The 20,251-nt window shown below is 71.2% G+C and carries 16 protein-coding genes and 3 pseudogenes; 9 read left to right on the forward strand and 10 right to left on the reverse strand.

Annotated features, from left to right (window positions below; translation table 11 throughout):
* The first annotated feature begins 154 nt into the window (after positions 1–154).
* The 5 genes from AQI88_RS13515 (at position 155) to AQI88_RS13535 (ending at position 6,381) form a co-directional block, all read left to right on the forward strand.
* Positions 155–946: an ATP-binding cassette domain-containing protein gene (locus AQI88_RS13515; RefSeq protein ID WP_066997288.1), complete on the forward strand. Its 792-nt coding sequence runs from the start codon at positions 155–157 to the stop codon at positions 944–946.
* Positions 943–2,250, forward strand: coding sequence for a sugar ABC transporter permease (locus AQI88_RS13520; RefSeq protein ID WP_066997291.1), 1,308 nt, complete (start codon positions 943–945; stop codon positions 2,248–2,250). Before AQI88_RS13515 ends, AQI88_RS13520 begins: the two co-directional genes overlap by 4 nt.
* A gap of 129 nt (positions 2,251–2,379) precedes the next feature.
* Positions 2,380–4,308, forward strand: coding sequence for a 1-deoxy-D-xylulose-5-phosphate synthase (gene dxs / locus AQI88_RS13525; RefSeq protein ID WP_066997294.1), 1,929 nt, complete (start codon positions 2,380–2,382; stop codon positions 4,306–4,308).
* 145 nt (positions 4,309–4,453) lie between these two features.
* Positions 4,454–5,980: an amino acid permease gene (locus AQI88_RS13530; protein ID WP_066997297.1), complete on the forward strand. Its 1,527-nt coding sequence runs from the start codon at positions 4,454–4,456 to the stop codon at positions 5,978–5,980.
* A gap of 113 nt (positions 5,981–6,093) precedes the next feature.
* Positions 6,094–6,381, forward strand: a complete 288-nt coding sequence (locus AQI88_RS13535; RefSeq protein WP_066997300.1) for a hypothetical protein — start codon at positions 6,094–6,096, stop codon at positions 6,379–6,381.
* A 15-nt stretch (positions 6,382–6,396) separates the two neighbouring features.
* On the opposite strand, the gene AQI88_RS13540 is transcribed toward AQI88_RS13535, so the two are convergent.
* A complete protein-coding gene (locus AQI88_RS13540; protein ID WP_066997303.1) occupies positions 6,397–6,771 on the reverse strand; it encodes a PIN domain-containing protein in 375 nt (124 codons plus the stop codon).
* 72 nt (positions 6,772–6,843) lie between these two features.
* On the opposite strand from AQI88_RS13540, the gene AQI88_RS13545 reads away from it, so the two are divergent.
* Positions 6,844–7,860: a DUF8189 domain-containing protein gene (locus tag AQI88_RS13545; protein ID WP_066997306.1), complete on the forward strand. Its 1,017-nt coding sequence runs from the start codon at positions 6,844–6,846 to the stop codon at positions 7,858–7,860.
* A gap of 55 nt (positions 7,861–7,915) precedes the next feature.
* Here the strand turns inward: AQI88_RS13545 and AQI88_RS13550 are convergent, their stop codons facing one another.
* From AQI88_RS13550 to AQI88_RS13565, 4 genes and pseudogenes are all read right to left on the reverse strand, one after another.
* Entirely contained in the window at positions 7,916–10,042 is a 2,127-nt protein-coding gene (locus AQI88_RS13550) for a 3-hydroxyacyl-CoA dehydrogenase NAD-binding domain-containing protein (protein ID WP_066997310.1), read from the reverse strand.
* The gene (locus AQI88_RS13555; RefSeq protein WP_066997313.1) at positions 10,039–11,259 is read right to left on the reverse strand and encodes a thiolase family protein; all 1,221 of its coding nucleotides are present in this window, start codon (positions 11,257–11,259) and stop codon (positions 10,039–10,041) included. Before AQI88_RS13555 ends, AQI88_RS13550 begins: the two co-directional genes overlap by 4 nt.
* Before the next feature lie 178 nt (positions 11,260–11,437).
* Positions 11,438–12,475, reverse strand: a pseudogene (locus tag AQI88_RS13560) (LacI family DNA-binding transcriptional regulator).
* Positions 12,472–12,894 (reverse strand): annotated as a pseudogene (locus tag AQI88_RS13565) (glycoside hydrolase family 2 protein); the annotation flags it as partial. The pseudogenes AQI88_RS13565 and AQI88_RS13560, both read right to left, overlap by 4 nt.
* On the opposite strand from AQI88_RS13565, the pseudogene AQI88_RS42985 reads away from it, so the two are divergent.
* Positions 12,888–13,085: pseudogene (locus AQI88_RS42985) on the forward strand (carbohydrate ABC transporter permease); the annotation flags it as partial. The pseudogenes AQI88_RS13565 and AQI88_RS42985 overlap by 7 nt on opposite strands.
* A gap of 51 nt (positions 13,086–13,136) precedes the next feature.
* Here AQI88_RS42985 and AQI88_RS13570 read toward each other — a convergent pair.
* The 3 genes from AQI88_RS13570 to AQI88_RS13580 form a co-directional block, all read right to left on the reverse strand.
* Positions 13,137–14,423 (reverse strand): ribonuclease D, encoded by a 1,287-nt coding sequence (locus tag AQI88_RS13570; RefSeq protein WP_079057550.1) that lies wholly within the window; start codon positions 14,421–14,423, stop codon positions 13,137–13,139.
* A gap of 156 nt (positions 14,424–14,579) precedes the next feature.
* Positions 14,580–15,239: a response regulator transcription factor gene (locus AQI88_RS13575; RefSeq protein ID WP_066997320.1), complete on the reverse strand. Its 660-nt coding sequence runs from the start codon at positions 15,237–15,239 to the stop codon at positions 14,580–14,582.
* Positions 15,240–15,519: 280 nt separating this feature from the next.
* Positions 15,520–16,197 carry a DUF3000 domain-containing protein gene (locus AQI88_RS13580; RefSeq protein WP_066997322.1) on the reverse strand — a complete coding sequence of 226 codons (678 nt, stop codon included), beginning with the start codon at positions 16,195–16,197 and terminating at the stop codon, positions 15,520–15,522.
* A gap of 184 nt (positions 16,198–16,381) precedes the next feature.
* Between AQI88_RS13580 and hemE the strand changes: the two genes are divergently transcribed.
* Both hemE and AQI88_RS47640 read left to right on the forward strand, forming a co-directional pair.
* Complete coding sequence (hemE, locus tag AQI88_RS13585) at positions 16,382–17,449, forward strand: uroporphyrinogen decarboxylase (protein WP_066997325.1); 1,068 nt, start codon at positions 16,382–16,384, stop codon at positions 17,447–17,449.
* A gap of 112 nt (positions 17,450–17,561) precedes the next feature.
* Positions 17,562–17,822 (forward strand): hypothetical protein, encoded by a 261-nt coding sequence (locus AQI88_RS47640; RefSeq protein ID WP_066998083.1) that lies wholly within the window; start codon positions 17,562–17,564, stop codon positions 17,820–17,822.
* A gap of 12 nt (positions 17,823–17,834) precedes the next feature.
* On the opposite strand, the gene AQI88_RS13595 is transcribed toward AQI88_RS47640, so the two are convergent.
* Complete coding sequence (locus AQI88_RS13595; RefSeq protein ID WP_066997328.1) at positions 17,835–19,229, reverse strand: FAD-dependent oxidoreductase; 1,395 nt, start codon at positions 19,227–19,229, stop codon at positions 17,835–17,837.
* A 27-nt stretch (positions 19,230–19,256) separates the two neighbouring features.
* Positions 19,257–20,171 (reverse strand): DUF4349 domain-containing protein, encoded by a 915-nt coding sequence (locus AQI88_RS13600; RefSeq protein ID WP_066997331.1) that lies wholly within the window; start codon positions 20,169–20,171, stop codon positions 19,257–19,259.
* Positions 20,172–20,251 lie beyond the last annotated feature (80 nt).

The raw sequence follows: 20,251 nt of genomic DNA on the forward strand, positions 1-20,251 counted from the left end.
CCGGACTGACTGCCCAAGGCTCCTCCGGTGCCCCGCGCATCAGACAGCCCCGCAAGCTCGGTGCGGGGCGCCGGACGGAACTCCCCCAGGGTTTCTCCCAACCCACCCGCCCAGATTTCTGCACAACCTCCCGCCGGGTCAGGCGGCGAAGGAGATGGTTCACGTGTCCGCTACGCCCGTGCTGGCGTTGCGCGGGGTCTCCAAGCGGTTCGGTGCCGTTCAGGCGCTCACCGACGTAGAGCTTGAGGTCCACGCCGGTGAAGTGGTCGCCCTGGTGGGCGACAACGGTGCCGGAAAGTCCACGCTGGTCAAGACGATCGCCGGCGTGCACCCCATCGATGAGGGCGCCATCGAGTGGGACGGCAAGCCCGTTTCGATCAGCAGGCCGCACGACGCCCAGGCCCTGGGCATCGCGACGGTGTACCAGGACCTCGCGCTGTGCGACAACATCGACGTCGTCGGCAACCTGTTCCTCGGCCGTGAGCTGAGGAAGTGGGGCGTCCTGGACGAGGTCGAGATGGAGCGTCGCGCCCGCGAGCTGCTGACCACGCTGTCGATCCGCATCCCGAGCGTCCGCATCCCGATCGCCTCGCTCTCCGGCGGTCAGCGCCAGACCGTGGCCATCGCCCGCTCGATGCTCGGCGACCCCAAGCTGGTCATCCTCGACGAGCCCACCGCCGCCCTCGGTGTCGAGCAGACCGCCCAGGTCCTCGACCTGGTGGAGCGCCTGCGCGAGCGCGGTCACGCCGTCATCCTCATCAGCCACAACATGGCGGACGTGAAGGCGGTGGCCGACAAGGTCGCCGTCCTGCGCCTCGGCCGCAACAACGGCGTCTTCGAGGTCAAGTCGACCTCGCAGGAGGAGATCATCTCCGCCATCACCGGCGCCACCGACAACGCCGTGACCCGCCGTGCGGCGCGCACGTCCGGGGAGGTTTCCAAGTGAGCATCGACAAGACTTCCGCAAACGTCGACGAGGCTCCCGAGGCCGCCAAGGACGTCGTGAACCCCGAGGCCGCGGCCGCCGCGGTCACCGCGGTCGACCCGCGCCTGCTGGTGCGCGAGCAGGGCCTGCTCGGCTACTGGAGCGAGTTCAAGCGCAAGATGAAGGCCGGCGAGCTGGGCTCCCTCCCGGTCGTCCTGGGCCTCGCCGCCATCTGCATCATCTTCCAGGTCCTGAACTCCAACTTCCTGTCCGCGCAGAACATCAGCGACATCACCGTCACGATGGTCGGCACGGGCATGATCTCCGTCGGCATCGTCTTCGTGCTGCTGCTCGGCGAGATCGACCTGTCCGTCGGCTCGGTCAGCGGCGCGGCCAGCGCCCTCGCGGCCGTCCTCGCGGTCAACCAGGGCTGGCCCGAGTGGGCCGCCGTGCTCGTCGCCGTCGCCGCCGGTGCCGCCATCGGCGCGGCCCACGGCTTCTTCTTCGCGGTGCTCGGCGCGCCGGCCTTCGCCGTGACCCTGGCCGGTCTGCTGTTCTGGCTGGGCTTCATGCTGAAGGTGCTGGGCGAGAACGGCACGATCAACCTCGACCCGGACGGCCTGATCGGCAAGCTGACCACGTACTTCTTCTCGGACGTGGCCGCCGCGTACGGGCTGGCGGTCGTCGTGGTCGCCGTGTTCTTCGTCTCCTCGTTCCTCGGCAACCGGCGCCGGGAGGCCGCGGGCGTCCCGTCCCGGCCGCTGAGCGACACGATCCTGCGTACGGTCCTGCTCGCCGTGGTCTCCTTCGCCGGCGCCTACATGTACAACCAGTACAAGGGCCTGCCGCTGGCCACGGTGGTCTTCCTCGCGTTCCTCATCGGCACGGACTTCGTGCTGCGGCGCACCGCCTACGGCCGTAAGATCTTCGCGCTCGGTGGCAGCGTGGAGGCCTCACGGCGTGCGGGTATCAACGTCACGGCGGTGCGGATCTCCGTGTTCGCCATCTCCGGCGGGTTCGCGGCGGTCGGCGGTCTGTTCCTGGCCTCCAAGATCGCCTCTGCCAACCAGAGCGCGGGTACGGGTGACCTGCTGATGAACGCGATCGCTGCGGCCGTCATCGGCGGTACGTCGCTCTTCGGCGGGCGTGGCCGCACGTGGAACGCTCTGCTGGGTGTGCTGGTGATCGTGTCGATCCAGTACGGGCTTCAGCTGGAGTCCATCGCGGAGCCGGTGAAGTACATGATCACCGCGGCTGTGCTGTTGACCACGGTGGTCATCGACTCCATCACGCGTAAGACCCAGAAGACCGCCGGGCGTGCGTAGCGCCTGGCAGTAAGCCGACGTGCCCGGTACCTCAAAGGTGCCGGGCGCTGTCGTGTCGTGCAAAGCAAGAACATTAGACTCGGGCGAGCCCGGCGAAAGCTCGATCAGCTCTACTGCAAGGAGGCACGGGTGCCGCTGCTGACCCGCATCAGGGGACCGCGCGATCTGGACCGGCTCAGCCTGGAGGAGCTGGACCAGCTGGCACAGGAGATCCGGACCTTCCTCGTCGACGCCGTCGCCAAGACAGGCGGCCACCTCGGCCCCAACCTGGGCGTGGTCGAGCTCACCATCGCCCTGCACCGCGTCTTCGAGTCCCCGAAGGACAAGGTCCTGTGGGACACGGGACACCAGTCGTACGTGCACAAGCTGCTCACCGGCCGGCAGGACTTCTCCAAGCTGAAGATGAAGGGCGGCCTGTCCGGCTACCCCGCGCAGGCCGAGTCCGAGCACGACGTCATCGAGAACAGCCACGCCTCCACGGTCCTCGGCTGGGCCGACGGCATCGCCAAGGCGAACCAGCTGAAGAAGCGGGACAGCCATGTCGTCGCCGTGATCGGTGACGGTGCGCTGACCGGCGGTATGGCCTGGGAGGCGCTCAACAACATCGCCGACGCCAAGGACCGCCCGCTGGTCATCGTGGTCAACGACAACGAGCGTTCGTACGCCCCGACCATCGGCGGTCTCGCCAACCACCTGGCGACCCTGCGCACGACCGACGGCTACGAGCGCTTCCTGGCCCGCGGCAAGGACCTCCTGGAGCGCACACCGGTCGTCGGCAAGCCGCTCTACGAGACCCTGCACGGCGCCAAGAAGGGGCTGAAGGACTTCATCGCCCCGCAGGGCATGTTCGAGGACCTGGGCCTGAAGTACGTCGGCCCGATCGACGGCCACGACATCGAGGCGCTGGAGTCGGCGCTGGCGCGGGCCAAGCGGTTCGGCGGGCCGGTCATCGTGCACTGCCTGACCGAGAAGGGCCGCGGCTACCAGCCCGCCCTCCAGGACGAGGCCGACCGCTTCCACGCCGTCGGCAAGATCCACCCGGACACCGGCCTGCCGATCTCCTCCTCCGGCGCCGACTGGACCTCCGTGTTCGGCGAGGAGATGGTCAGGCTCGGCGAGGAGCGCGAGGACATCGTCGCCATCACGGCGGCCATGCTCCAGCCGGTGGGCCTGGACAGGTTCGCCAAACGATTCCCCGAACGGGTGTACGACGTCGGGATCGCCGAGCAGCACGCTGCCGTCTCCGCGGCCGGTCTGGCCCACGCCGGTGTGCACCCGGTCTTCGCCGTCTACGCCACCTTCCTCAATCGCGCCTTCGACCAGGTCCTGATGGACGTGGCCCTGCACAAGTGCGGCGTGACCTTCGTGCTGGACCGGGCCGGCGTCACCGGCACCGACGGCGCCTCTCACAACGGCATGTGGGACATGTCGATCCTGCAGGTCGTACCGGGGCTCCGGCTGGCCGCGCCGCGCGACGCCGACCAGGTGCGGGCGCAGCTGCGCGAGGCGGTCGCCGTCGAGGACGCGCCGACCGTGGTGCGCTTCTCCAAGGGCGCCGTCGGCCCCGCCGTACCGGCCGTGGGCCGGGTCGGCGGCATGGACGTGCTGCGCGAGCCCGGCACCGACCGCCCGGACGTGCTGCTGGTCTCCGTGGGCGCCCTCGCCCCGATGTGCCTGGAGATCGCCGGCCTGCTCGACCAGCAGGGCATCTCCACCACCGTGGTCGACCCGCGCTGGGTCAAGCCCGTGGACGAGGCGATGGCACCGCTCGCCGAGCGGCACCGGGTGGTCGTCACCGTCGAGGACAACAGCCGCGTCGGCGGCGTCGGCTCCGCCATCGCCCAGGCCCTGCGTGACGCCGGCGTGGACGTGCCGCTGCGCGACTTCGGCATCCCGCCGCGCTTCCTCGACCACGCCTCCCGCGCGGAGGTCATGGCCGAGATCGGGCTGACCGCGCCCGACATCGCCCGCCAGGTCACCGGCCTGGTGTCCAAGCTGGACGGCCGGTTCGACCGTACGGCCGCCGAGGTGGACTCCGTGGAGCCTGTGCGCGACTAGCTCAAAGTCGCCCCGAAGGGCCGGTTTCGCCACTCCTCCCGGTGGCGGAACCGGCCCTTTTGCGTAAACCTGCCTGTGCCGGGGCATACGCATCCCCAGCCCTCTCGATCATGTCGAGGACGACGAGCGTGTGGGAGGTAGGCACGTGAGCAGCAGCCTCTTCCGAACGAAGAAGGTCGAGCAGTCCATCCTCGACACCGAGGAGCCAGAGCACGCGCTCAAGAAATCCCTGACCGCCCTGGATCTCACCGTCTTCGGCGTCGGTGTCATCATCGGCACCGGCATCTTCGTCCTCACCGGCAAGGTCGCCAAGGAGACCGCGGGCCCCGCGGTCTCGCTGGGCTTCGTCGCGGCCGGCGTCGTCTGCGCCCTCGCCGCGCTGTGCTACGCGGAGTTCGCCTCCACGGTCCCGGTCGCCGGTTCGGCGTACACCTTCTCCTACGCCTCCATCGGTGAACTGCCCGCCTGGATCATCGGCTGGGACCTGGTCCTGGAGTTCGCGCTCGGCACGGCGGTGGTCGCCGTCGGCTGGTCCGGGTACATGCGCTCGCTGCTGGACAACGCGGGCTGGCACCTGCCCGCCTACCTCGGCGGCCGGGACGGGGCCACCGGCTTCGGCTTCGACATCCTCGCCGCCGCGCTGGTCCTGGTGCTCACCGCCATCCTCGTCATCGGTATGAAGCTGTCCGCGCGGGTCACCGAGGTCGTCGTCGCCATCAAGGTGACGGTCGTCCTGATCGTGATCGTCGCGGGTGCCTTCTTCATCAACGGCGACAACTACAAGCCGTTCATCCCCAAGGCCGAGACCGTGCCGGCCGGGAGCAGCCTCAAAGCGCCGCTCATCCAGTTGATGTTCGGCTGGGCGCCGTCCAACTTCGGCGTGATGGGCATCTTCACCGCCGCCTCCGTGGTCTTCTTCGCCTTCATCGGCTTCGATGTCGTGGCCACCGCCGCCGAGGAGACCAAGAACCCGCAGCGGGACATGCCGCGCGGCATTCTCGGCTCGCTGTTCATCTGCACGGCGCTGTATGTGGCGGTGTCCATCGTCGTCACCGGCATGCAGCACTACACCAAGCTCTCCGTCGACGCCCCGCTCGCCGACGCCTTCAAGGCCAACGGCCACCCCTGGTACGCGGGCGCGATCAGCTTCGGCGCCGTCGTCGGCCTGACCACGGTCTGCATGATCCTGCTGCTCGGCCAGACCCGGGTCTTCTTCGCGATGAGCCGCGACGGCCTGCTGCCCCGCTTCTTCTCCATCGTCCACCCCCGCTTCCGGACCCCGCACCGGCCGACCATCCTGCTCGGCGTGCTCATCGCCGTCATCGCGGGCTTCACCAGCCTGAGCGAACTGGCCGAGCTGGTGAACATCGGCACCCTGTTCGCCTTCGTCGTCGTCGCACTCGGCGTGATCATCCTGCGTCGCACCCGCCCGGATCTGCACCGCTCCTTCCGCACCCCGTGGGTGCCGTTCGTCCCGATCCTGTCCGTCGCCGCCACGCTGTGGCTGATGCTCAACCTGCCCGCCGAGACCTGGCTCCGCTTCGCCATCTGGATGGTCATCGGCTTCCTCGTCTACTTCCTCTACGGCCGCTCGCACAGCCGCCTCGGCCGACACGAGGAGACCACCATCGGCGAGGTCATGCACCGACCCCCGAAGAACGACACCGAGTAACCGGCCCCGTCCCCGCACCGGCCCCGTACGTCCTGCTTCGGCTGGGACTGCGGGGCCGGCCTCCTGTTATGCTCGCAGCAAGGGTTTGAACACGTTCAATTCAGGGGGATGGCATGTCCGCACCGATCGCGCCCGGCCGTAACGACTCACCCGCCGTTGCCCTGGGACCCACGTCGCTCGTCCTGGGGGCCCTCGCGGCCGTCGGAGCGTGGCCCTCGCTCATGCTGGCCGTGTTGCCGTGGTCGTTCATCGCGGGACCGCTGGCCGTCACCTTCGGGCTCGCGGGCATGCACTACGCCCGCCAGGGCATCGGCCGCATGTGGACCGCCGTGGCCGGAACGACCCTCGGCGCCATCGGAGTGGCCGGCTTCCTCATCCTGATCACGGCATTGGCCGCATAGGGCGCCCCTGCACGCTCAGCCGAGGACGGCGCGCGGTCCGGCCACCTCCGCGCCCAGCTCGGTCACCCGGCGCCGCAGCTCACGGTCGGCCGTGACCACCAGCCGGGGCCGGCCGGGGTGCTCCGCGGCCAGCTCCACGATCCGGTCGTCCCCGCTGCCGGGCGCCGACTCCACCCGTACCCCCGGCACGGACTCCACGCCACGGGCAGCCCCCTCGACCACCAGCACGATCTCCACGGCAGCGTCCTGACCCGGCAGCCCCTCGGCGGCCAGCCGGTCCCGCAGCCGCTCGGCGGCGCCCCTGCGGTCCCGCCACCAGCCGTCGGGTCGCGACCCGACGACGTTCGCGCCGTCGACGATCACCAGTAGGGGGCCGAGAGGGTCGTTCATGGGGCAAGGGTGCCACGGCGCCCGCGAGGGGGCGGGATCCGGTGCCCCTGGCGGGCGGCTTAGAGTGAACCGGTGAACGGCGACTGGCTCATGCGCGGCCGCGACGGCCGGCTCAGTGTCTACCAGCTGTCGGGCGCCACCGTCCTGTGCCGGGCGGAGCGCGGGCCGGGCGGCCCCTGGACCGACCCCCGCACGGTGGGCGGCGACCAGAAACTCCACCCCGTACTCGCCGTCGGCCAGGGCGCCGACGGCTACGCCCACCTGGTCTCCTGGCGGCCCACGACGAAGGGCGAGTCGGGCCTGGTGCACTCCACCCATTTCCGCCCGCGCCTGGCGGCACTGGACTGGAACCCGATCGGCCACCCGGACAAGAAGGGCGACCGTACCGGGCAGCCCGCCGTTGCCGTGGACGCCCGGGGCCGCGCCCACGTCTTCGTACGCAATACCGACGGCGGGGTGAGCCTGCTGGCCCAGAAGGAGAAGGGCGGCTGGGAGCCCTGGCGCGACCTGAAGGGCCGGGAGGTCCAGGACGGCCTCGCGGCGGTGACGGGGGAGTCCGGCCGCATCGACCTGTACGCGACCGCTCCGGGGGCCGTCCTGTACTGGCGCCAGGAGGAGCCCGGTGCCCAGCCGGTCCTCCAGGAGGCCCTGGAGACGGGGGTCCGCCCCGGCACCCTGCACGCCCTGGCCACCTCTCCCGACAGCACGACCGTCTTCTACACCGACGACGCGGGCGACCTGCGCGCCTGGCGCCCCGGCAGCAAGCCGGCCACCCTGCTGCCCTCGGCGGGCCCCGGCCCGGTCACGGCGGTCCGCTGCGACCTCGGCGGCCATGACTGCACCCTGCTGGCCCAGCGTTCGGCCGGCGGCCGGGTGGCCTTCGCCGCGTATCCCACCGAGCTGGAGTCGGCGGGCGCGTGGTGGACGGAGTCCGGCCCGCAGCTGCCGGTCGACGCACTGGTGTCCCTGGCCGTGGACGAGGACGACCGGCTGGTGGCGGCAACGTTGTCCCCGTCGACCGGCCAACTCCTGCTGAGCGGACGGAAGGACGAGCCGGGGCTGGCGCTGGAGGCGTGGCGGTCGGTCTGACCACGCAGGAGGGCCCCCGCCGAGGCGGGGGCCCTCCTTCACGTCACACCGGGTGTTATGCGGGAACGCTCGCCACGCCCGGAGCCAGGAACTTCTTGCCGTTCACCCGCTCGGAGACGCCCTCGCGGTCCAGGTACGGCGTGATGCCGCCCAGGTGGAAGGGCCAGCCGGCGCCCGTGATGAGGCAGAGGTCGATGTCCTGGGCCTCGGCGACGACGCCCTCGTCGAGCATGAGCCCGATCTCCTGCGCCACCGCGTCCAGCACCCGCGCCCGCACCTGCTCCTCGGTCAGGACGACATCGCCCTGCTTCAGCAGCGCGGCGACCTCCGGGTCCAGCTCCGGCTTGCCGCTGTCGTAGACGTAGAAGCCGCGCTTGCCCGCCTTGACGACGGCCGCGAGGTTCTCCGAGACCGTGAAGCGGTCCGGGAAGGCCCGGTTGAGGGTCTCCGAGACGTGCAGGCCGATCGCCGGGCCGACCAGCTCCAGCAGGACCAGCGGGGACATCGGCAGGCCCAGGGGCTCGATGGCCTTCTCGGCGGCCTCGACCGGGGTGCCCTCGTCGATGACGTTCTGGATCTCGCCCATGAAGCGGGTCAGGATGCGGTTCACGACGAACGCCGGGGCGTCCTTGGTGAGGACCGCGGTCTTCTTCAGCTTCTTGGCGACCGCGAAGGCGGTGGCCAGCGAGGCGTCGTCCGTCTTCTCACCACGGACGATCTCCAGCAGCGGGAGGATCGCGACCGGGTTGAAGAAGTGGAAGCCCACGACCCGCTCGGGGTGCTGGAGCTTCGACGCCATCTCCGTCACCGACAGTGAGGAGGTGTTGGTGGCGAGGATCGCGTGCGCCGGGGCGACCGCCTCGACCTCCGCGAACACCTGCTGCTTGACGCCGATCTCCTCGAAGACGGCCTCGATGATGAAGTCCGCGTCGGAGAAGCCCTCGGCCTTGTCCAGCACACCGGTCACCAGCGCCTTGAGGCGGTTGGCCTTGTCCTGGTTGATCCGGCCCTTGCCCAGCAGCTTCTCGATCTCGGCGTGGACGTAGCCCACACCCTTGTCGACGCGCTCCTGGTCGATGTCGGTCAGCACGACCGGCACCTCCAGGCGGCGCAGGAAGAGCAGCGCGAGCTGGCTGGCCATCAGACCGGCGCCGACGACGCCGACCTTGGTGACCGGGCGGGCCAGGTTCTTGTCCGGGGCGCCCGCGGGACGCTTGCCGCGCTTCTGCACCAGGTTGAACGCGTAGATGCCGGAGCGCAGTTCGCCGCCCATGATCAGGTCGGCGAGGGCGACGTCCTCGGCGTCGTAGCCCTGCTGGAGGTCGCCGTTCTTGGCGGCGGCGATGATGTCCAGGGCGCGGTAGGCGGCCGGGGCCGCGCCGTGCACCTTGGAGTCCGCGACGAAGCGGCCCTTGGCGACGGCCTGGTCCCAGGCCTCGCCGCGGTCGATCACCGGACGCTCGACCTCGATGTCGCCCTTGAGGACGTTCGCGGTCCAGATCAGCGACTGCTCCAGGAAGTCGGCACCCTCGAAGAGGGCGTCGGCGATGCCCAGGTCGAAGACCTGCCGGCCCTTGAGCTGCTTGTTCTGGTTGAGGCTGTTCTCGATGATCACCGAGACGGCCTTGTCGGCGCCGATCAGGTTCGGCAGCAGCGTGCAGCCGCCCCAGCCCGGGACCAGGCCCAGGAAGACCTCGGGGAGGGAGAACGCCGGGATGGCCTTCGACACCGTGCGGTAGGTGCAGTGCAGGCCGACCTCGACGCCGCCGCCCATCGCCGCGCCGTTGTAGTAGGCGAAGGTCGGGACCGCGAGGGCTGCGAGGCGCTTGAAGACCTCGTGGCCGCCCTTGCCGATGGCCAGCGCGTCCTCGTGCTTCTTCAGCAGCTCGACGCCCTTGAGGTCGGCGCCGACCGCGAAGATGAACGGCTTGCCGGTGACACCGGCGCCGACGATCGTGCCGTCGGCCGCCTCCTTCTCGACCTGGTCGATCGCGGCGTTGAGGTTCGCCAGCGAGGCCGGGCCGAAGGTGGTCGGCTTGGTGTGGTCCAGGCCGTTGTCCAGCGTGATGAGCGCGAAGCGCCCGGCGCCGAACGGCAGGTCGAGGTGGCGTACGTGTGCGGACGTCACGACCTCGTCGGGGAACAGCTCGGCCGCGCCCTTCAGGAGTTCGGTGGTGCTCACTTGTTGCCTCCGTCGAAGTGCGGGTTCTCCCAGATGACCGTCGCGCCCATGCCGAAGCCGACGCACATGGTGGTCAGGCCGTAGCGGACGTTCGGCTGCTCCTCGAACTGGCGGGCCAGCTGCGTCATCAGCCGGACGCCGGAGGAGGCCAGCGGGTGACCGAAGGCGATCGCGCCGCCGTACTGGTTGACGCGCTCGTCGTCGTCCGCGATGCCGTAGTGGTCGAGGAAGGCCAGCACCTGGACGGCGAAGGCCTCGTTGATCTCGAAGAGACCGATGTCGGAGATGCCGAGACCCGCCTTGGCGAGGGCCTTCTCCGTCGCCGGGATCGGGCCGTAGCCCATGACCTCCGGCTCGACGCCCGCGAAGGCGTAGGAGACCAGGCGCATCTTGACCGGCAGGTTGTTCTCGCGGGCGAAGTCCTCGCTCGCGATGATCGACGCGGTGGCGCCGTCGTTCAGACCGGCCGCGTTACCGGCGGTGACCCGGCCGTGGACGCGGAACGGCGTCTTCAGGCCGGAGAGGTTCTCCAGGGTCGTGCCCGGGCGCATCGGCTCGTCGGCGGTGACCAGGCCCCAGCCCGTCTCGCCGGCCTCGGGGTTGGTGCGGCGCACCGAGATCGGCACCAGGTCCTGCTGGATCTTGCCGTTGGCGTACGCCTTGGCGGCCTTCTCCTGCGAGCGCACCGCGTACTCGTCGGCGCGCAGCTTGGTGATGTGCGGGTAGCGGTCGTGCAGGTTCTCCGCCGTCATGCCCATGAACAGGGCGGACTCGTCGACCAGCTTCTCGCTCACGAAGCGCGGGTTCGGGTCCACGCCCTCGCCCATCGGGTGGCGGCCCATGTGCTCCACGCCACCGGCGATGACGGCGTCGTAGGCACCGAAGGCGATCGAACCGGCGGTGGCCGTCACGGCGGTCAGGGCGCCGGCGCACATGCGGTCGATCGAGTAGCCCGGGACGGACTGGGGGAGACCGGCGAGGATGCCGGCGGTGCGGCCGAGGGTCAGGCCCTGGTCGCCGATCTGCGTGGTCGCGGCGATGGCGACCTCGTCGATCTTCTTCGGGTCCAGACCGGGGTTGCGGCGCAGCAGCTCCCGGATCGCCTTCACGACGAGGTCGTCGGCGCGGGTCTCGTGGTAGATGCCCTTCGGGCCCGCCTTGCCGAACGGGGTGCGGACGCCGTCGACGAAGACGACGTCCCTGACGGTACGAGGCACGATGGCTCTCCTCCAGGTGCGGGATGGCACTGCTGCGATGCGCAAGCGCTGAGCGCGCGCTCAGGACCCATGCTACTTATGAGTAACGTGGCTGCACAGTCCTGGTGGGGGGAGCGGCGAAGGTCACACCGGCGGGGCTGCGTCTGAGAGGCGCCCGGCGCTGTGGGTCCGGCGGTGGCTACCCCCTCGGCGGCGCCGTGGAGCCCCGCGGCATCAGCACCGGCGTGGCCACCGGATGCGACCCCGGCCCTTCCCCCGTGATCACCCCGAACAGCGTCCGGGCCGCGTCCGCACCGAATCCGTGCACGTCATGGCTCATCGCGGAGAGCGTGGGGTGGGTCAGGCGGCACAGCTGGGAGTCGTCCCGGGCGAGCAGGGAGACGTCGTCCGGGACGCGCAGGCCCATCTCCGCAGCCACCGACAACCCCGCGACCGTCATGATGTCGTTGTCGTAGACGATCGCGGTCGGCCGGTCCGGCGGTGCGGCGGTCAGCAGGGACCGGGTGGCCCGGGCGCCCGCCTCGCCGGAGTAGTCGGTGGTGACCTGCCAGGCTCCGGCCGGCTCCAGGAGCCGTGCCGCCTCGTCGAAGGCGGCCGTACGCATCGCGGTGTGCCCGAGGGCCGCCGCACCGCCGACCCGGGCGATCCGCCGGTGCCCGAGCGCGGCGAGGTAGCGCACGGCCTCGGTCACGGCGGTCGCGTCGTCGGTCCAGACGGAGGTGAGCCCGCCGGTCAGCGACGGGTGTCCGACCGCCACCACCGGCATGCCCAGCCGCTCGGCCACGGCCACGCGGGGGTCGTCCGCCCGGAAGTCGACCAGGATCGCCCCGCCGATCTGCCGTCCGTGCCACCAGGAGTCCAGCAGCCCGGCCTCCTCCTGCGGATTGCGTACGAGCCGGAGCAGCAGCGAGCAGGAACGCTCCGTCAGGACGCTCTCCACCCCCGAGATGAAACTCCATGCAGAAGGGTTCGGGGCCCAGCATCTGGGCCGGCCGGCAGATCGACAGGCCCACTACGTCGACGCGCGCCCCCGCCAGCGAGCGGGCGGTCGGGCTGGGCGCCCAGCCCAGCTCCCGGGCCGCCGCGAAGATCCGGTCCCGGGTGGCCGCCGTCAGACCCGGCTTGTGGTTGAAGGCCGGCGACACGGCCCCCTTGGACACGCCCGCGCGCGCGGCGACGTCCTTGATGGTGACGCGGGGGTGGGCGTCGAGGTCATCCGGCGGGCTCCATGCAGGAGAGGGCAGCGCGGGCGGCGGCCGGGTCGGGAGTCTGCCGGCCGCGCACCCCGATCGTGACCCGTTCGCCGGGCAGCAGGGTGACCAGGCCGCGATCGGCGCACGCCGCCGGGTCCGGCCGGTCGGCCTGGAGCAGCAGGTCACGCAGCAGCGTACGGGCCGTCACCGTCACCGCCCCCGGAGCGACCTCGACGTAGAACTCCGGGCTCGGATAAGGGATTTCACGGTCCGGAGCCGGGAAGTGCAGCGCCCGCAGCCCGTCCGCGTCCGCGACGAGGAACTCCTTCGGCCCGGCCGGCAGCAGTTCGCGCGGCACGGCGAGGTGTGCGACCGCACGCGGGCCGGCCGTCAGCTCCATGCTCGCCTCGCCGAGCACCGCACCCTCGAGGGTCCTACATCGCCTTCCTCTACATGCCGTCCCAGGATCTTGGCGTGATCTCGACGTCCCTGTTCCGCTTCCGCGGCCCGTACGGCGCCCACTGGGAGATCATCTCGGCGGGCGCGGTCCTGGTGATCCTGCCGACCTTGATCGTCTTCCTGGCTCTGCAGAGATTCATCTACAACGGCTTCATGCGAGGAGCGACCAGGTGATGTGCCTTTGAACGACCCCCAGCCGCCGTACGCGAGAAGGCGCCACGGCGGCTAGGCACCCTGCCCTGACAGCGCCGAGACCAACACCGGCGTCACCTGCTCCACCTGCCAGGCCCGCGCCCCGTACCCCGCAAGCGCGATCTCCACGGCCTTGACGTCGGCAGACGGCGGCTCCCAGCAGATCCGCCGCACCGTATCCGGCGAGACCAGGTTCTCCTGAGGCATGTTGAGCTGCTCGGCCAACGCCGACACCCCCGCTCGAGCCGCAGACAACCGAGCCGCGGCAGCAGGGTCCTTGTCGGCCCAGGCCCGTGGCGGCGGCGGCCCGGCAACCGGCTGCCCCGGCTGCGGCAACTGCGACTCGGGCAGAGCCCTCGCACGGTCCACCGCGGCCTGCCACTGCTCCAGCTGCCGTCGCCCGACCCGATGCCCGAAGCCGTTCAAAGCGGCCAGCGCGTGCACATTGGCCGGCAAAGAGAGCGCGGCCTCCACGATGGCCGCGTCCGAGAGCACCTTGCCCGGTGACACATCCCGTCGCTGGGCGATCCGGTCCCGCGTCTGCCACAGCTCGCGTACGACGGCCAGCTGGCGGCGCCGCCGCACCTTGTGCATGCCGGACGTACGGCGCCAGGGATCCTTGCGCGGCTCGGCCGGCGGCGCGGACGCGATCGCGTCGAACTCCTGGCGCGCCCACTCCAGCTTGCCCTGCCGGTCCAGCTCCTTCTCCAGCGCGTCGCGCAGGTCGACGAGGAGTTCCACGTCCAGCGCCGCATAGCGCAGCCAGGGCTCTGGCAGCGGCCGGGTGGACCAGTCGACGGCGGAGTGGCCCTTCTCCAGGACGAAGCCGAGGACGCTCTCGACCATGGCGCCGAGGCCGACCCGGGGGAACCCGGCGAGCCGGCCCGCCAGTTCGGTGTCGAACAGCACGGTCGGCACCATGCCTATTTCGCGCAGGCAGGGCAGATCCTGGGTGGCGGCGTGCAGCACCCATTCGACGCCGGACAGCGCCTCGCCGAGGCCGGACAGGTCGGGGCAGGCGACGGGGTCGATCAGCGCGCTGCCGGCCCCCTCGCGGCGCAGCTGCACCAGGTAGGCGCGCTGCCCGTAGCGGTAGCCGGAGGCGCGCTCGGCGTCTACGGCGACGGGGCCGGAACCGGCGGCGAACGCGGCGATCGTCTCGGCGAGGGCGGCCTCGTCGGCGATCACGGGCGGAATGCCCTCGCGGGGTTCGAGCAGTGGAGTCGGCGCCCCCGTCTCAGACGATCCTGCGTCGTCCGGAGGGGTGCCTCCGGTGGTGCGCAGGGAAGCGTCTGCTGCGGTGTTTTGGGCGTCGGTCACATGTCAAGGGTATCCGTGTGTGGACAGCGCCCGTCGCCGGAACGTTCCGTCGACGGGCGCCGGAGGGTCGTAAACCAGTCAGGCCGGTGAAACGTCCGGTTCACATGGCTGAACCGGTGCTGCCGTCGAGCGGCCCGGCGGAGGGAGAGGGAAGGGTCAGTGGATGATTCCGGTGCGCAGGGCCACGGCGACCATGCCGGCCCGGTCGCCCGTGCCGAGCTTGCGCGCGATGCGGGCGAGGTGGCTCTTCACGGTCAGTGCGGACAGGCCCATCGAGACGCCGATCGCCTTGTTCGACTGGCCCTCGGCGACCAGCCGCAGCACCTCGACCTCACGTCCGGACAGCTCCCGGTAGCCGCCCGGGTGGCTCGGGGCACCCGGGGGGCGGCGGTGCATCCGGGCGCCGGCACCGAGGGGGGTGGCGCCGGGCCGGGCGGGGAGCCCGATGTTCGTTCGGGTGCCGGTGACGACATAACCCTTGACCCCGCCCGCCAAAGCGTTACGGACGGCGCCGATGTCGTCGGCGGCGGAGAGCGCGAGCCCGTTGGGCCAGCCCGCCGCGCGGGTCTCGGACAGCAGGGTCAGGCCGGAGCCGTCGGGAAGGTGGACGTCGGCGACGCAGATGTCGCGGGGGTTGCCGATGCGGGGACGAGCCTCCGCGATGGACGAGGCTTCGATGACATCACGCACACCGAGCGCCCACAGATGGCGGGTGACGGTGGAACGGACGCGCGGGTCGGCCACGACCACCATGGCGGTCGGCTTGTTCGGGCGGTAGGCGACCAGGCTTGCGGGCTGCTCGAGGAGAACGGACACCAGGCCTCCTGGGGTGGGGGACGGGGCCGGCTTTGGGGAAGAAGCCGGGACGAACCGTGCTTTCAAGGTCACAGTCGTCTTCGGCAGCAAAGGTGCCCGCCTTTAGAGAATGATCACGATCTAGTGAGTAACAATCCGTGCAATTCGGACACGCGATCGATCATCCGAAGATCGAATCGGTCCGGGCCGGTGCGATTCGAGTACACAAAGTGGCCGTATCGACAAAGAGATGGTCAATTGGGCGTCCGCGGGGGTTAAGCCGGCGGGATCGGTCCTGACGTCACCGGGACTGCGGACCCCTGCGCTGCGGCAGGGTCACCACCGAGGCGTCGCCCGGGCCGGCCGGGGGCAGCCCGCCGACCTGGGCCAGCAGGTCGCACCAGGAGGTCAGGTGACCGGCGGTGTCCGGCACCCCACCGAGGCCCTCGCGGGGCGTCCAGGAGGCGCGGATCTCGATCTGCGAGGCGGGCGGCCGCTCGGACAGCCCGCCGAAGTAGTGCGAGCCCGCGCGCGTGACGGTGCCGCTCGGCTCGCCGTACGCGAGCCCGCGCGCCTGCAGCGCGCCGGTCAGCCACGACCAGCACACCTCGGGCAGCAGCGGATCGGCCGCCATCTCCGGCTCCAGCTCCGCGCGCACCAGGGTCACCAGCCGGAACGTGCCACGCCAGGCCTCGTGCCCGGCCGGGTCGTGCAGCAGCACCAGCCGCCCGTCGGCCAGGTCCTGCTCGCCGTCGACCACCACGGCCTCCAGCGCGTACGCGAACGGGGCGAGCCGCTGCGGGGCGGGCGTCGGCTCCACCTCGACCTGCGGCCGCAGGCGCGCGCTGCGCAGGGCTTCCACCGCGGCCTGGAACGCCGGCGGAGCCGTACTGCCCGAGCGCCGGTCCGCCTCCCCGGTGTCCTTCGCGTCGTCCACTCCGTCACTACTGTCCGACGTTCGTCCTTGAGCCGCAGCCATGGCGGAAGAGTAAGGGGAACCGGCGGCCGGTGCTGGACTAGACACCCCGCGCCGGTGTTGCGGTGCCGTCCGGGGGCTGCCGCCCCCGGGCCCGCTCCGGCCTGCGGCCTCGTCCTCGAACGCCGGACGGGCCGACCCCGGCCTGCGCTGAAAGCGCGCACCGGCGCCGTGCGAGACTTGCCCCGTGACCGCCAACGACACCCCCACGGGCCAGCAGCCGACAGCGACGTACGACAGCGCCTTCCTCAAGGCGTGCAGGCGCGAGCCCGTGCCGCACACCCCCGTGTGGTTCATGCGCCAGGCCGGCCGCTCCCTGCCGGAGTACCTCAAGGTGCGCGAGGGCATCCCCATGCTCGAGTCCTGCACGCGGCCCGAGCTGGTCACCGAGATCACGCTGCAGCCGGTGCGCCGGCACGACGTGGACGCGGCGATCTACTACAGCGACATCGTCGTCCCGCTCAAGGCCATCGGTCTCGACCTCGACATCAAGCCCGGCATCGGCCCGGTCGTCGAGGAGCCCATCCGCACCCGCGCCGACCTGGCCCGGCTGCGCGACCTCACGCCCGAGGACGTCTCCTACGTCACCGAGGCGATCGGCCTGCTCACCAAGGAGCTGGGCGCCACCCCGCTGATCGGTTTCGCGGGCGCGCCTTTCACCCTTGCGAGCTACCTCGTCGAGGGCGGTCCCTCTCGCACGTTCGAGAACGCCAAGGCGATGATGTACGGCGACCCCGAGCTGTGGGCCGACCTGCTGGACCGCCTCGCCGACATCACGGCCGCCTTCCTGAAGGTGCAGATCGAGGCCGGCGTGAGCGCGGTCCAGCTGTTCGACTCCTGGGTCGGCGCCCTCGCCCCGGCCGACTACCGGCGCTCGGTCATGCCGGCCTCCGCGAAGGTCTTCGACGCCGTCGCCGGCTACGGCGTCCCGCGCATCCACTTCGGTGTCGGCACCGGTGAGCTGCTGAAGCTCATGGGCGAGGCAGGCGCGGACGTCGTCGGCGTCGACTATCGCGTCCCGCTGGACGAAGCGGTGCGCCGCGTCGGGCCCGGCAAGGCGCTGCAGGGCAACCTCGACCCGACCGTCCTGTTCACCGACAAGGACACCGTCGAGGCCCGGGCCCGCGAGGTGCTGGACGCGGCCGCCGGTCTCGAGGGCCACGTCTTCAACCTCGGCCACGGCGTGCTGCCGAACACCGACCCGGACGCGCTGACCCGGCTCGTGGAGTACGTCCACACGCACAGCGCCCGCTGAGCGGACCAGCCCCCGACGCGGCACGCGAATCGGTGAACGCGGCCGGGCAGGCGTGCGTATCTGTTCTCAACCGACGTGAGGACAGGCGATGAACGCTCCGCAGGTTTCGGCGATGCATGCTCTGCCCGATGGGGAGGCCGAGCTGTCTTTGGTGGTACGGCTTCCCTGGGAGGACGTGGCGCGGCTCGGTCAGGAGGCGGGACGGCTGGCCGCGCAGATGCAGCGGCCGGTGACGTTGGACGAGGCGGTGAGCCATCGGCTGCGGTCGACCCGGCCGTCGGCTTCTCATGCCAGGCCGGCGGCCGAGCAGCCTGCGGCTGTGACGTCGGGTGCGGGTGTCACTTCCCTGCCGCGGATCAGCGGGACGGCTTGAGAAGCCTTGCGGTCACCTCGGCCGTACCTTTGCCGTTGCCTTTCTCGCCGCCACCAGGACCGGGTCCCACACCGGTGAGAACGGCGGGGCGTAGCCCAGGTCCAGGGCCGTCATCTGTTCCACCGTCATCTGCGCGGTCAGCGCCACCGCGGCGATGTCGACCCGCTTGGCCGCGCCCTCCCTGCCGACGATCTGTACGCCGAGCAGGCGGCCCGTGCGGCGCTCGGCGAGCATCTTGACCGTCATCGGGGAGGCACCGGGGTAGTAGCCGGCCCGGGTTGTCGACTCGATGGTGACGGTCTCGTACCGGAGGCCGACGCGGTGGGCGTCCTTCTCGCGCAGGCCGGTGCGGGCGATCTCCAGGTCGCAGACCTTGCTGACCGCCGTGCCGACGACGCCCGGGAAGGTGGCGTAACCGCCGCCGGCGTTGGTGCCGATGACCTGGCCGTGCTTGTTGGCGTGGGTGCCGAGCGGGACGTACTGCTCCTGGCCGGAGACCAGGTTGAGCACCTCGACGCAGTCGCCGCCCGCCCAGATGTTCTCGTGGCCGCGCACGCGCATCGCGAGGTCGGTGAGCAGGCCGCGGTGCGTGCCGAGCGGGAGGCCCGCCGCCTCGGCGAGCGCCGTCTGGGGACGTACGCCGATCCCCAGGACCACCAGGTCCGCCGGGAACTCGGCGTCCTCCGTGGCCACCGCCCGCACCCGGCCGTCCTCGCCGGTGTGCACCTTGGTGACCTCGGCGTTGTTGACCATGGTGATGCCCAGGCCCTCCAGGGCCCGGTGCACCAGGCGGCCCATGTCCGGGTCGAGGGTCGACATGGGCTCCTTGCCGCGGTTGACGACCGTCACCTCGAAGCCGCGGTTGATGAGCGCCTCGGCCATCTCCACGCCGATGTAGCCCGCGCCGACGACCACCGCGCGCCGGCCGCGTGTGTGTGCCAGTGAGTCCAGCAGTGCCTGGCCGTCGTCCAGCGTCTGCACGCCGTGCACGCCCGGGGCGTCCGCGCCCGGCATGTCCGGGCGGATCGGGCGGGCGCCGGTCGCGATCACGAGTTTGTCGTACGACGTCCACGACTCGTCCCCGGAATCGACGTCACGCGCGCGTACCCGACCGCGCGCCACGTCGATCTCCGTGACCTCCGTGCGCATCCGCAGGTCGATGTCCCGCGCGCGGTGCTCCTCGGGCGTACGGGCGATCAGCCGGTCCCGCTCGGCGACGTCACCCCCCACCCAGTACGGGATCCCGCACGCCGAGTAGGAGCTGAAGTGGCCGCGCTCGAAGGCCACGATCTCCAGCTCGCCGGGACCGCGCAGCCGGCGCGCCTGCGACGCCGCGGACATCCCCGCGGCGTCGCCGCCGATCACGACCAGCCGTTCCCTGCCACCCCGCGCACCGCTCATGCTCATGCGAACACGCTACGGGGCCGGGGCATTTCAGTCCCGGCCGGGCTCGCCGGGGGAGCCGGGCGCGGGCTCGGTGCGGCGTGGCAGACGCGGGCGTACGACGCGCAGCCACAGCAGCGCCAGCAGTACTGCGAGTGCGGCGAACGGCAGGATCGCGCCGAGGGCCAGGGCGACCCACAGCAGCATCGTGACGAACACGTGCCAGCCGCCCGACAGTGCGTCCACGAAGCCCGGCGTGTCGTGCCCGGCGGCCTTGTGCACGGGCTTCTCGGACAGTGACAGGGTGATCGTCGCGAGGCTCGTACGGTCCTTCAGGGACGCCTGCTGCGCCAGCAGGGACTCCAGGTCGGCCTCGCGGCTGCTCAGCTCCCCCTCCAGGGTGACGACGTCGCTCAGCTTGGTCGCCCGGTCCATCAGCGCACGGATCCGGTTCACGCTCGCCCGCTGCGAGGCGATCCTGCTGTCCACGTCCACGACCTGGTCGGTGACGTCGACCGCCTTCGCGGTGCGCTCGACGAGCTTGCCGGTGCCCTGGAGGCCGGCGAGGACCTCGTCGTACTTCGCGGTGGGCACGCGCAGCACGACCCGGGTCCGCTCGTGGCCGTCGGAGTCCCGGCTGGTGCTCTCGCTCCCGACGTAGCCGCCCGCGCTCTCGGCGGTCGTACGGGCTTCCTCCAGGGCCTTGGCAGCGTCCTTGACCTCGACGGTCAGGGAGGCGGTCCGGATGATCGCGCTCGGGGTGAGCCTGGGCGCCTTACGGGCGGACCTGGCGTCGTCCGCCTTGCTGCCGGCGGCGCCCGGCTGCTGCGCCTTCGCGCCCGCGGCGGACTTCGCCGAGCCGCCGCCCGCGTCGTTCGCGCCGCTGCACCCCGCGAGCGCGAGGGAGGCGGCGAGCAGGACGCCGGCCAGCAGCCGGACGGGTCGTACGGAACGTGGTGTGCGCATGGGCGGTACCCCCCGGGGACGGTGATCTGTGACGCTCCTTCGACGCCGGGGCGGGCGGGGGCGTTTGGCGTTCCTGATCC

The organism is Streptomyces cellostaticus (assembly GCF_001513965.1).
Classification (GTDB): Bacteria; Actinomycetota; Actinomycetes; order Streptomycetales; family Streptomycetaceae; genus Streptomyces; species Streptomyces cellostaticus.